The 12,697-nt window shown below is 62.0% G+C and carries 10 protein-coding genes and 1 tRNA gene; 7 read left to right on the forward strand and 4 right to left on the reverse strand.

Annotated features, from left to right (window positions below):
- Nucleotides 1-37: 37 nt before the first annotated feature.
- Both mnmH and selD read right to left on the reverse strand, forming a co-directional pair.
- Complete coding sequence (gene mnmH, locus FA94_RS36795; RefSeq protein ID WP_035561471.1) at nt 38-1,105, reverse strand: tRNA 2-selenouridine(34) synthase MnmH; 1,068 nt, start codon at nt 1,103-1,105, stop codon at nt 38-40.
- Between the two features lie 189 nt (nt 1,106-1,294).
- On the reverse strand, nt 1,295-2,359 hold the full coding sequence (gene selD / locus FA94_RS36800) for a selenide, water dikinase SelD (protein WP_035561474.1): 1,065 nt from the start codon (nt 2,357-2,359) through the stop codon (nt 1,295-1,297).
- 207 nt (nt 2,360-2,566) lie between these two features.
- On the opposite strand from selD, the gene fdnG reads away from it, so the two are divergent.
- From fdnG to FA94_RS36840, 7 genes are all read left to right on the forward strand, one after another.
- Entirely contained in the window at nt 2,567-5,635 is a 3,069-nt protein-coding gene (fdnG, locus tag FA94_RS36810; protein WP_156126789.1) for a formate dehydrogenase-N subunit alpha, read from the forward strand.
- A gap of 9 nt (nt 5,636-5,644) precedes the next feature.
- Nucleotides 5,645-6,577 carry a formate dehydrogenase subunit beta gene (gene fdxH / locus FA94_RS36815; RefSeq protein ID WP_035561482.1) on the forward strand — a complete coding sequence of 311 codons (933 nt, stop codon included), beginning with the start codon at nt 5,645-5,647 and terminating at the stop codon, nt 6,575-6,577.
- Complete coding sequence (locus tag FA94_RS36820; RefSeq protein WP_035561486.1) at nt 6,564-7,226, forward strand: formate dehydrogenase subunit gamma; 663 nt, start codon at nt 6,564-6,566, stop codon at nt 7,224-7,226. Before fdxH ends, FA94_RS36820 begins: the two co-directional genes overlap by 14 nt.
- A 94-nt stretch (nt 7,227-7,320) precedes the next feature.
- Nucleotides 7,321-8,316 carry a formate dehydrogenase accessory protein FdhE gene (gene fdhE, locus FA94_RS36825; RefSeq protein ID WP_035561489.1) on the forward strand — a complete coding sequence of 332 codons (996 nt, stop codon included), beginning with the start codon at nt 7,321-7,323 and terminating at the stop codon, nt 8,314-8,316.
- A gap of 23 nt (nt 8,317-8,339) precedes the next feature.
- Nucleotides 8,340-9,770 (forward strand): L-seryl-tRNA(Sec) selenium transferase, encoded by a 1,431-nt coding sequence (selA, locus tag FA94_RS36830; RefSeq protein WP_035561492.1) that lies wholly within the window; start codon nt 8,340-8,342, stop codon nt 9,768-9,770.
- Nucleotides 9,767-11,686, forward strand: a complete 1,920-nt coding sequence (selB, locus tag FA94_RS36835; protein WP_035561495.1) for a selenocysteine-specific translation elongation factor — start codon at nt 9,767-9,769, stop codon at nt 11,684-11,686. Before selA ends, selB begins: the two co-directional genes overlap by 4 nt.
- Before the next feature lie 54 nt (nt 11,687-11,740).
- A tRNA-Sec gene (locus FA94_RS36840) sits at nt 11,741-11,836 on the forward strand.
- Nucleotides 11,837-12,048: 212 nt separating this feature from the next.
- Here the strand turns inward: FA94_RS36840 and FA94_RS38430 are convergent.
- Both FA94_RS38430 and FA94_RS39000 read right to left on the reverse strand, forming a co-directional pair.
- Nucleotides 12,049-12,378 carry a LacI family DNA-binding transcriptional regulator gene (locus FA94_RS38430; protein WP_081936318.1) on the reverse strand — a complete coding sequence of 110 codons (330 nt, stop codon included), beginning with the start codon at nt 12,376-12,378 and terminating at the stop codon, nt 12,049-12,051.
- A 66-nt stretch (nt 12,379-12,444) separates the two neighbouring features.
- Nucleotides 12,445-12,672 (reverse strand): hypothetical protein, encoded by a 228-nt coding sequence (locus FA94_RS39000; RefSeq protein WP_156126790.1) that lies wholly within the window; start codon nt 12,670-12,672, stop codon nt 12,445-12,447.
- Nucleotides 12,673-12,697 lie beyond the last annotated feature (25 nt).

A 12,697-nucleotide genomic window follows, 5' to 3' on the forward strand; every position in this document is an offset into this window, starting at 1 on the left:
GGTGTTAAACGCAAGTTTTAATCGGGTGATCAGGTGATCAGGTAACCACGAGCGTGTGGTTGTCGAGTTGCGCCAGCAGCGCCTTCGCCTGGTCGACGACATCCGTGTCGTTGGGACGGAAAAGCAGCGGCAACGCGCGCGGCAACTGCACGAAATGCTGGTGGCTGCTGCGCGCATACGCCGGATCATAGTGCCGCTCGATCAGCTCGCGGGCGAGTTCGGCGCGCGCATTGCCGTCCACCAGGTGTTGCCAGCCGGCGATGCGTTCGCGGCTGTGTAAGCCGATCATTCTTTGCAACTGCCCTTTCAGCGACTCGGGGTCGTCGAACAGATGCGCGTAGTCGTGCAGCAGAAACGCCGCGCGATCTTCACGGCTCGACTGCACTTCGACGCAGGCGCCCTGATGAAACGTATCGAGCAGTGCAAGCGGCAGCGTAATGGAACCGATGCGGCGGCTCTCCGCTTCGACGAACACCGGCCGCGTGGGATCGAAGGCGCGCAGGGCGCTGGCGAGCAGCGTGTCGAAACGCTTTTGCGACGGCTGCGGCACGCCCGCCCATGCGCCGAGCAGCGAGCCGCGATGCGACGCCAGCGCTTCGAGATCCAGCGTTTGCGCGCCCGCCTGGTTCAGCGCGGCGAGCAGGCGTGTTTTGCCGCTGCCGGTGGGACCCACCAGCGCAATATAAATGAAGCGGGTCGGCAACGTACCGAGCGTGTCGAGCGTGGCCCGCCGGTAGCTCTTGTAGCCGCCGTCGAGCTGGCGTGCCTGCCAGCCGATCATGTTGAACAGCGTCGTGACCGAGCCCGAGCGTTTGCCGCCGCGCCAGCAATAGATCAGCGGCCGCCAGTTACGCGGCCGGTCCGCGAAGGTCGTTTCCAGATGATGCGCGATGTTGCGCGCAACCAGCGCGGCACCGATCCGCGTGCCTTCGAACGGCGACACCTGTTTGTAAGTCGTGCCGACCAGTACGCGTTCCTCGTTGCTCAGCACGGGGGCGTTGGTCGCGCCCGGAATATGGTCTTCCGCGAACTCGAGGGGCGTGCGTACATCGATGATTTCGTCGAAATCACCGGCTTTTTCGAGGCTGACGAGAAGATTTTTCAAGGGGAACGGACAGGGCGGCGCAGCGGAAGGGTGAAATTATCGCATGCGCCGCCAAACCCGGCAGGCGGGGCAATCAGGACTGCTTTTAGGGCTGCTCTTAGGGTTGCTCTTAGCGCTCGTGCGGCGGATCGTCAGTTGATTGACTCGTCTGTCGTTCCACCGCTGCGCCGCGCGTGCCGGGCGCTGCCCTTAAACGATTTCGACACGGCCTTCGCCGCCCACCATCTCGCCGATCACGCGCGCGTCGCTGAAACCATCGGCGCGGAACAATGCGAGCACGTCGTCGACGCATTCCGGTGCGCACGACACCAGCAGGCCGCCCGAGGTCTGCGGATCGGTGAGCAGCGTGCGTGCCGTCGCGGGCAACGAGGACGGCAACACGATGTCCTTGCCATACGCGTCCCAGTTGCGGCCCGATGCGCCGGTGAAAATGCCGGCTTCCGCGAGACTGAGCACGTCCGGCAGCCACGGCAGATCGGCGTAGCGTACGCGGGCGGTCAACTGCGAGCCGCGCGCCAATTCCAGCGTATGGCCGAGCAGGCCGAAGCCGGTAATGTCCGTCAGCGCATGCACACCGTCCAGCTTCGCCAGTTCGGCGCCCGGGCGATTGAGTTGGGTGGTCGCGCCGATCATCGCGGCGTAACCGGCGGCATCGAGCCGGTCTTTTTTCAGCGCGGCCGAGAGAATGCCGACGCCCAATGGTTTGCCCAGAATCAGCACGTCGCCGGCCCGCGCGCCGGCATTGCGTTTGACGCGCTTCGGATCAACCACGCCCAACGCGACGAGTCCGTAGATCGGTTCGACCGAATCGATCGAATGGCCGCCGGCGAGCGGAATGCCGGCCTCGGCGCAGACCGACTCGCCGCCCTTCAGCACGGCCGCGATCACCTCATGCGGCAACACGTTGATCGGCATGCCGACGATCGCCAGCGCCATGATCGGCTTGCCGCCCATCGCGTAGACGTCGGACAGCGCGTTGGTCGCGGCAATACGGCCGAAGTCGAACGGGTCGTCGACGATCGGCATGAAGAAGTCGGTGGTCGCGACGATCGCCTGCTCGTCGTTGAGCTTGTAGACGGCGGCGTCGTCGGCGGTATCGTTGCCGACCAGCAGGTCGGGGAAGAACGGCAGCGGTGCGCTGCGCTTGAGCAGATCGGCAAGCAGGCCGGGGGCGATCTTGCAGCCGCAACCGCCGCCGTGCGACAGACTGGTCAAGCGGGGCGACTGCGTTGCGTGCGTGGCGTTATCGGTCATGGTGGTGCTGAAGCGCGGACTGGAAATGTCCGCATTATGCGGGTAGTTCGGGCGGCACGCCCTGGAGCGTGCCAATGTTAGCGTTTCATTGAATCGGTTATGCCGCTTCATATTTGACAATGTACTCAAGATGGCAAGATATGAAGCACGACACTATTTCCGCCCCTATAATCAACTCAGCATCCCAAAAAGAGCCGAGGCCGATACATGCCCCACATGTCCCGGCGACAATTCCTGAAGGTGTCCGCCACCACGCTAGCCGGATCGAGTCTTGCCCTGCTGGGCTTCTCGCCGGCGCCCGCGTTAGCGGAAGTCCGTCAGTACAAGTTGTCGCGTACCACTGAAACCCGCAACACCTGTCCGTATTGCTCGGTCGGTTGCGGCATCCTGATGTACGGACTCGGCGACGGCGCCAAGAACGCCAGGTCCAGCATCATCCATATCGAAGGCGATCCCGATCATCCGGTCAATCGCGGCACGCTGTGCCCGAAGGGCGCGAGTCTGATCGACTTCATTCATAGTCCGAGCCGTCTGAAGTATCCCGAGCATCGTGCGGCCGGCGCGAATGAATGGACGCGTATTTCCTGGGAAGACGCGCTCGACCGCATTGCGAAGCTGATGAAGGAAGACCGCGACGCCAACTTCGTCGAGACGACCGAAGACGGCAAGAAGGTCAACCGATGGCTGACCACCGGCATGCTTGCGGCATCTGCCGGTAGCAACGAAGTGGGTTATCTGACGCACAAGACGGCCCGCAGTCTTGGCATGCTGGCATTCGACAATCAGGCGCGTGTTTGACACGGTCCGACGGTGGCAGGTCTTGCCCCGACGTTTGGCCGTGGAGCGATGACGAACCATTGGGTCGACATCAAGAACGCGGACGTGATTCTCGTGATGGGCGGCAATGCGGCCGAGGCGCACCCGTGCGGTTTCAAGTGGGTCACTGAAGCGAAGGCGCACCGCAAGGCCCGACTGATCGTGGTCGATCCGCGCTTTACGCGCACGGCTTCGGTCGCAGACTATTACGCGCAGATTCGAACCGGCTCGGACATAGTGTTCCTCGGCGGGGTGATCAACTATCTGCTCACGAACGACAAGATCCAGCACGAGTACGTGAAGAACTACACGGACATGTCGTTTATCGTTCGTGCGGATTTCTCGTTTGCCGATGGACTGTATTCCGGCTACGACGCCGACCAGCGCAAGTACGATCAGAGTTCGTGGGACTACGAACTCGGCGACGACGGCTTCGCCAAAGTCGATCCGACCTTGCAGCACCCGCGCTGCGTTTATCAGTTGTTGAAGCAGCATTACGCGCGCTACACGCCCGAGCAGGTCGAGAGTACCTGCGGAACGCCGAAGGACAAGTTCCTCAAGGTGTGCGAGATGCTGGCCTCGACAGCGGTGCCGGGGCGCGCCGGCACCGTACTGTATGCGCTCGGCTGGACGCATCATTCGGTCGGCGCGCAGATCATCCGCACCGGCGCAATGGTGCAATTGCTGCTGGGCAACATCGGCATTGCGGGCGGCGGCATGAACGCGCTGCGCGGTCATTCGAACATTCAGGGGTTGACCGACCTCGGCCTGATGTCGAACCTGTTGCCGGGCTATATGACGTTGCCGATGGAAGACGAGCAGGACTTCGACGCGTTCATCACCAAGCGCGCAACGCAGCCGTTGCGGCCGAATCAGTTGAGCTACTGGCGCAACTATCGTGCGTTTCACGTGAGCTTCATGAAGTCCTGGTGGGGCGATAACGCGAGCGCCGAGAACCACTTCGGCTATGACTATCTGCCGAAGCTCGACAAATCGTACGACCTGTTGCAAGCCTTCGAACTGATGAATCAAGGCAAGATGAACGGCTACCTCGCGCAGGGCTTCAACCCCCTCGCCGCAGCGCCGAACAAGGCGAAGATCGGCGCGAGTCTGGCCAAACTGAAGTGGCTCGTCGTCATGGACCCGCTCGCCACCGAAACCTCGGAGTTCTGGAAGAACTTCGGCGAATTCAACGACGTCAATCCGGCAGCGATTCAAACCGAAGTATTCCGTTTGCCGACCACCTGTTTCGCGGAAGAGCGCGGTTCGCTGGTCAGTTCCAGCCGCGTGCTGCAATGGCACTGGCAAGGTGCGGACGGGCCGGGCGAAGCGAAGAGCGACCTCGAGATCATGTCGGGGCTGTGGCTGCGCATGCGCGAGGCTTATCGAAAAGACGGCGGCAAGTATCCCGATCCGATCCTGAAGATGAGCTGGCCGTACGCCGATCCGGAAAGCCCCACACCCGATGAACTCGCGATGGAGTTCAGCGGCAAAGCGCTCGCCGACCTCACGGATCCCAAAGACGCCACCAAAGTACTCGTCAAAAAGGGCGAGCAACTGTCGGGCTTCGCGCAGTTGCGCGACGACGGCAGCACCGCGAGCGGTTGCTGGATTTTCTGTGGCGCCTGGACCGAAGCGGGCAATCAGATGGGCCGGCGCGACAACTCGGACCCTACCGGGATCGGCAATACGTTGAACTGGGCGTGGGCGTGGCCGGCCAACCGGCGGATTCTGTACAACCGCGCTTCGTGCGACGTCAGCGGCAAACCGTTCGACCCTACGCGCAAGCTGATCGCGTGGAACGGCACGGCGTGGACGGGGCCCGATATTCCCGACTTCAAGGCGGACGAACCGCCGGAAAACGGCATGAACCCGTTCATCATGAATCCGGAAGGCGTGGCGCGTTTCTTCGCGTGCGATGGTCTCGTGGAAGGTCCGTTCCCCGAGCACTACGAGCCGTTCGAAACGCCGCTCGGCTACAACCCGCTGCATCCGCAGAACAAAGCGGTGGTCAGCAATCCGGCGGCGCGCGTGTTCCCGGACGATCGCGCCGCATTCGGCACGCACGAGAACTTCCCGCATACGGCGACCACCTATCGTCTGACGGAGCATTTCCACTACTGGACCAAGCACGCGCGTTTGAATGCGATCGTGCAGCCGCAGCAGTTCGTGGAGATCGGTGAGGATCTGGCGAAAGAGGTTGGCGTGGTCGCGGGCGATCGCGTGAAGGTGTCGTCCAATCGCGGCTACATCATTGCGGTGGCGCTCGTCACCAAGCGGATCAAACCGCTGATGATCGAAGGCAAGAAAGTCCAGACCGTCGGCTTGCCGCTGCATTGGGGTTTCAAGGGGCTCGCGAAACCGGGCTATCTCGTCAATACGCTGACGCCTTCCGTAGGCGATGCGAATTCACAAACACCGGAATTCAAGTCGTTCCTCGTCAAGGTCGAAAAGGCATAAGGAACAGAGATGGCACTGCAATCACTGGATATCAAACGCCTGTCGGCCACGACCTTGCCTGAACCGCAAGTGCGTGTGCCGGTCACGGGCACTGTCGCCAAGCTCATCGACGTGTCGAAGTGCATTGGCTGCAAGGCGTGTCAGACCGCCTGCATGGAATGGAACGATCTGCGCGACGAGATCGGCATTACGACCGGCGTCTATGACAACCCGCGCGATCTGAGCGAGCATTCGTGGACCGTCATGCGGTTTTCCGAATACGAGAACGAGGAAGGCGATCTCTCGTGGTTGATCCGCAAGGATGGCTGCATGCACTGCGAGGATCCGGGCTGCCTGAAGGCGTGTCCGTCACCGGGTGCGATCGTGCAGTACACGAACGGCATTGTGGATTTCCACGAGGAAAACTGCATTGGCTGCGGATATTGCGTGACCGGTTGCCCGTTCAACGTGCCGCGCATTTCGAAGCAGGACAATCGTGCTTACAAGTGCACGCTGTGTTCGGATCGCGTGGCGGTCGGTCAGGAACCGGCGTGCGTGAAGACCTGCCCGACCGGCGCGATTATGTTCGGCACCAAAGAGGACATGAAACAGCAGGCCTCGGACCGTATCGAGGATCTGAAGGAGCGCGGTTTTCAGAACGCCGGTCTGTACGATCCCGCCGGTGTGGGCGGTACGCATGTGATGTACGTGCTGCATCATGCCGACAAACCGACGCTGTATCACGGCTTGCCGCTGAACCCGAAGATCAGCGTGATGGTTTACTTGTGGAAGGGACTCGCGAAGCCGCTGGCGCTGGCCGGCATCGCGTTCGCGGCGCTGGCCGGCTTCTTCCACTACACGCGGATCGGTCCGAACGAGGTGTCCGAGGCGGACGAAGCCGAGGCCCAGCACGAAGCCGACGAGGTACGCCGTTCTCAGGAGGCCCCCGATGAAACACGGTGAGCAAGGCGAGTTGAAGGACGTCAAAGGCCACAGCCTGATCGAGCGTTACACGCCGAATGAGCGGACGAATCACTGGATCACCGCGATCAGCTTCGTGCTGCTCGCGCTCTCCGGGCTGGCGATGTTTCATCCGGCCATGTCGTGGCTTTATGCGATCTTCGGCGGCGGGCAGTGGACGCGGATTCTGCATCCGTTCGTGGGCTGCGTCATGTTTCTGTCGTTCCTGATTCTTGCGCTGCGCTTCTGGCACCACAACTATCTCGACCGCGCCGACATTCAGTGGATGAAGCAGATCGGCGACGTGCTGAACAATCGCGAAGAAAAGCTTCCCGCCATCGGCAAATACAACGCGGGTCAAAAGCTGCTATTTTTCACCATGGTGATGTGCCTGCTGCTGTTGCTGGCAAGCGGCATCGTGATCTGGCGGCGCTATTTCTCGTTCTACTTCCCGATCGAGATCATCCGCCTCGCGGCGCTAGTGCACGCGGCCGCGGCGTTCGTGCTGATCGTCGGGATCGTCGTGCATATCTACGCGGCGCTGTGGATCAAAGGATCGATCGGTGCGATGACGCGCGGCACGGTCACGTATGGCTGGGCGAGAAAGCATCATCCGAACTGGTTCAAGGAAATCATCGGTAAATCGGATTGAAGCAAGCCGCGCGGTTTGTTGCGCGCCGCACTCCGGGCCGCCGCTTGGGTTCCTATGAACGGCGGCGGCTTTTCAGTTTTTAGAGGTCGACACTGTGGTCCAACGTATTCTCGAAGCCGGCGACATCGAAGCGCTCGATCACACCGCGATTCCGCGTATTCGCACGCCGGAACGGCTCGCGGTGTTTGCAACGCGCGCCGCGCGGCTGCGCCAGCTGGCGGCGCAGAGCAATCCGATTGCCGGCTATTTGCGCCTGATGGCCGTGCTGGCCGACGCGCAGCAGGCCGTGATGACGGGCTTCAAGGCGCGGCCGCCGAGCGCCGAGTTGATCGCGAGCGCGCAGCAGCATTCCATGCCGCTGATTCCGGCGCTCTCCGGCGTGCGCGATCCGGCGTGGCAAGACGTGCTGCGCCAGTTGCTCGACAAGGTGGAAGCCGCGGGTCCGCTGACGCCGCCGCTCGTGGCGCTGATCGGCAAGCTGCGCACGCTCGAACCCGCCACGCTCGAAGCGCAAGCGGATGCGATCTTCGCGCAGCGCTTCGGCGAAGTCGATCCGGCGAGCGCACCGTTCATCATGGCCGCGCTGCAAGTGGTATGGACCGATCTCGCCGCCGATATCGACAGGCGCGCGGTGCCGTACATCGAGATATTGGGTCTATGCCCCGTTTGCGGATCGCATCCGGTGGCGAGCCTCGTGCGCGTGGGCGGCGCGTATGACAATTACCGCTACCTGCAATGCGGCCTGTGCGCGACCGAGTGGCACATGGTCCGCACGAAATGTTCGAATTGCGATTCGACCAAGGGCATTGCCTATCACGCCGTCGGTTCGCCCGACGCCGACGAAACCGAACGCGAAGCCGCGACCCGAAATGCCGCCCTGAAGGCGGAATCCTGCGACGAATGCCATACTTACCGCAAGATCGGCATTCAGTCGAAAGACTACGATTTCGAACCGTTCGCGGACGATCTCGCCAGCCTCACGCTGGATCTGCTAATGGGCGCGGAGGGCTACCGGCGCGCGTCGCCGCATCCGTGGCTGTGGCCCGAACAGGCCGACCACGCGGACGAGTCTTCCAGCGAGTCGGATTAGAACGACGAGAAGGGGATTGCTTCGTGAGTGATGTCAGCGGCTCCGAATTGCGGGCGCTCATGGCGCGCGTGCCGTCGGTCGACAAGGTCATGGCGTCGCCGGAGTTCGCGGCGCTGGTGGACGCGTATGGCCGCAGCCAGGTGCTAGCGGTGTTGCGCGACGCACTCGACCGTTGGCGTGCGAGCGCACAGTCGGGCGATGCGTCGGTGAGCGCGCTCGACGTCGCGCGTTTGCAGGCCGTGGTCGATAGCGCGCTGCGCCGGCGCAACCGCTCGCGTTTGCAGAGTGTGTTCAATCTGACCGGCACGGTGCTGCATACGAATCTCGGCCGCGCCCTGCTGCCGGATGAAGCGGTGCAATCCGTAATGAAAGCACTCACGCAGCCCGCCAACCTCGAATTCGATCTCGACTCGGGCAAACGTGGCGATCGCGACGATCTGGTCGACGAACTCATCGGCGAACTGACCGGCGCGGAGGCCGCGACCGTGGTCAATAACAATGCCGCTGCGGTGTTGCTCACGCTCTCTGCGTTGGCGTCGAAGAAAGAAGTCATCGTGTCGCGCGGCGAGCTCGTCGAGATTGGCGGCGCGTTCCGGATTCCCGACATCATGAGTCGCGCGGGCGCCAGGCTGCGCGAAGTCGGCACGACGAATCGCACGCACCTGAAGGATTACGAGGACGCCATCGGCCCGCGTACCGCGCTGCTGATGAAAGTCCACGCGAGCAATTACGCGATCAGCGGATTCACCCAAGAGGTCGGCGTCGACGCGATCGCGTCGCTGGCGCATGCGCGCGGCCTGCCGGTCGCGGTGGATCTGGGCAGCGGCACGCTGGTCGATCTGATGCAATGGGGCTTGCCGCGCGAGACGACCGTGCGCGAAACCGTCGAAGCGGGCGCGGATCTCGTCACGTTCAGCGGAGACAAATTGCTGGGTGGGCCGCAGGCGGGGCTGATCGTCGGCCGGCGCGATCTGATTGCGAAGATCAAGAAGCATCCGCTCAAGCGTGCGCTGCGTGTCGGCAAACTGACGCTTGCGGCGTTGGAGCCGGTTTTGCAGCTTTATCGCGCGCCGGAGAAACTCGCCGAGCGGTTGACCACGCTGCGCTTACTCACGCGTGCTGCCGACGATATCCGGCTCGTCGCCGAACGTGTGCAGCCCGTCTTGCAGCGCGCGATCGGCGAGCGTTATGCGGTGGTGGCCGAGCCGATGTTCAGCCAGATCGGCAGCGGTGCTTTGCCGGTGGACGTGCTGCCGAGCTACGGCCTCGTGATCAGAACCGCTGATGGCAAGCGCGGCGGCCGTCAGTTGCTCGCGTTGGAAAAGCTGCTGCGCGAGATGGCGCGGCCGGTGATCGGCCGTATCGCGGATGACGCACTGCGTCTCGATCTGCGCTGTCTCGAAGCCGCCGACGAACTGGAACTGATCGAGCAACTGAAGAGCGCACCGGCATGATCGTCGGTACGGCAGGGCATATCGACCACGGCAAGACGAGTCTGGTGAAAGCGCTGTCGGGCGTGGATACCGATCGTCTGAAGGAAGAGAAAGCGCGCGGCATTTCAATCGAGTTGGGCTACGCCTATGTGCCGCTTGAGAACGGTGAGGTACTCGGTCTGATCGACGTGCCGGGTCACGAGAAGCTGGTGCATACCATGGCCGCCGGGGCGAGCGGTATCGACTTTGCGCTGCTCGTGATCGCCGCCGACGACGGCGTCATGCCGCAAACGCGCGAGCATCTGGCGATTATCGAATTGCTGGGCATTCAGCGCGGTGCGGTTGCGTTAACCAAGATCGATCGGGTGGATGAGCCGCGTCTACGCGAAGTGCGCGATGAAGTGGCCGCGTTGCTGAGCGATAGCGTACTGCGGGATGCGCCTGTGTTCGAAACCTGCGCGACGCGGCCCGACGATGCCGGTGTGGCCGCGTTGAAGGCGCATTTACATGTAGCCGCCGCAGCGTGGCAGATGAAACGCGACGACGGTCTGTTTCGTCTCGCGGTGGATCGCGTCTTCACGTTGGTCGGGCAAGGCACGATCGTGACGGGGACGGTGGTGTCGGGCAGCGTGAGCGTCGGCGATACGATGCTGCTGGCGCCGAAGAATCAGCCTGTGCGGGTGCGGAGTATCCACGCGCAGAATCGTCCGGCGCAGCGCGGACGAGCGGGCGAACGCTGCGCATTGAATCTCGCTGGCATCGAGAAGAGTGCGATAGAACGGGGTGACTGGATTGTCGATCCGCGTCTGTCGCAAGCGTCGGAACGTATCGACGTCATGTTGAATCTGCTCGCCGATGCGTCGCTCAAGCTGGAGCATTGGGCGCCGCTGCATGTTCATCTGGGCACGCAGCATCAGGTGGCGCGTGTGGCGTTGCTCGATGGCGAAGCACTCGGCGCCGGTCAACAGGCGCGCGTGCAACTCGTGTTCGAGCGGCCGGTGTGTGCGCTGCCGGGTGATCGGTTTGTGGTGCGCAACGCGCAGGCTAGTCGCACGGTGGGCGGTGGACGGGTGCTCGATCCGTTTGCGCCGTCGCGTAAGCGTCGCTCGGTTGAGCGGCTGGCGTGGCTCGATGCAATTCAAAACATGCTCGATACCGGCACGCTCGATGCGTTGTTTGCAAGAGCGCCGTATGGGTTGTCGCGCTCTCTGCTGGAGCGGTTGACGGGCCGGCCAGCGGACGCGTTTGCGGCTGCGTTGCCGCACGATACTCGCGCGGTCGAGCTTCATGGCGACGATGCCTTGCTGGTCGCGGAGGCGTCATGGCTGGCGCTGGCGAACCGGTTGATCACATCGCTCGGTCAGTACCATGAGCGTTCGCCGGATGAATTCGGTCCGGACGTGTCGCGTTTGCGGCGTATCGCTGCACCGTTGGTTGACGATGCGCTGTGGCGCGCCTTGGTCGACGATGCAGTTGCGAGTGGGCACATTGTCAAACGCGGGCCATGGTTGCATCTGCCGGATCATGCAGTGACGCTCGACGACGCCGATCGAACGCTCGCCGCAGCGTTGCTGCCTGTAGTGAAAGCGGGGCGCTTCGATCCTCCGTGGGTGCGCGATCTGGCAACCGCACATGGTGTTTCAGAAGAACGCATGCGGCTATTGATGCGCAAACTCGCGCGGCAAGGCGAGTTGTTTCAGGTCGTGCGTGATCTCTTTTATCACCAGGATGTGATTCGCGAACTGGCTGCGATTGCGGCCGATGAAGCTGAAAAAAATAGCGGTACGGTAGCCGCGGCGCCGTTTCGCGATGTCACCGGGCTGGGGCGAAAACGCGCGATCCAGCTTTTGGAGTTCTTTGATCGCGTTGGCTATACTCGCTTCCACCGTGGCCTGCATCTCATGCGCGCGGAAAGTCGTTGGCTCGATCTGCTTTGACACGCAATGTGTCGCTTACGTAGTTCAAGTCGCTGAAGTAGTTCAATCACCGTAGGAAGGCATTCGCATCCGGTGGTGCGGCTGGGCTTCAAACCCAGTTGAGCGTGTCAGACACGCTCAGGTCGGTTCGACTCCGGCTGCCTTCCGCCAAGTAAGCCTTCCGGGGCATTCCGATATCTTTTCGGTTAGCCGCGGGCCGCTGCGGGCGCGACAGCAGTTCTCCGGCAGCGCTGGCGCTTCCCGTTTCGTCGAAGCTCTTATGCACTGCAACGTCGGGTTCGAAGCCGGCTTCGTGCATCGCGTGCCTGTATCCGTCGACTCGTCCCTGCATGCCCCACTACAGGAAGTGCCGTTCGCGATCTTCACTGAAGTGGGTGTTCAGCACGATGACATCGTAACCCTAATCCCGCAGCAGCCCGGACGCCGCTGAAGAGCGCCGGATAATAGGGATTGCCAACGTCCGGCACCACGCATGCCAAGGTCTTTGTGCGACTCGTCTTGAGCGCCTGCGCAAGAACGTTCGGCGTATAGCCCAATTCTTTTACCGCATTGAACACGCGTTCGAGCGTCTCAGCGGGGAAGAGCGGTTGGGCGCAATCTCCAGGAATCAACGAAACCGTCGACTGCGACACATGGGCTCGCTGTGTGACTTCCCGCTGGGTGACGCGCCCTGGAAGCGACTTCTGGTGCATGGCAACCGCAGTACCAATTCGTATTGGTTCCCACTTAGCGTAACTTAAGTGAAAGAACGCTAAAAGTTAAACTTGTTTATCAAAATCCGGCGCTGCGTTTGAAACAAAACGTCTGCACTTCGAGGCGGTTGCGTAATCAGTTTGAATTAAAAAGTCGGAAATATGAAAGCAATCGACCGCCCGCACTTTATCCCCCGTCAGGGGGATTTCTTCGAGGTGGCAGGTAAAGGCAAACTTCGCTGGTGCCAAACGAGCCTCGTGACAACGCTCGCTCAGCTTATCGATCAGCGACAAGCGCGTTTCGGTCCTTCCCATTCTT

The organism is Burkholderia sp. 9120 (assembly GCF_000745015.1).
Taxonomy (GTDB): domain Bacteria; phylum Pseudomonadota; class Gammaproteobacteria; order Burkholderiales; family Burkholderiaceae; genus Paraburkholderia.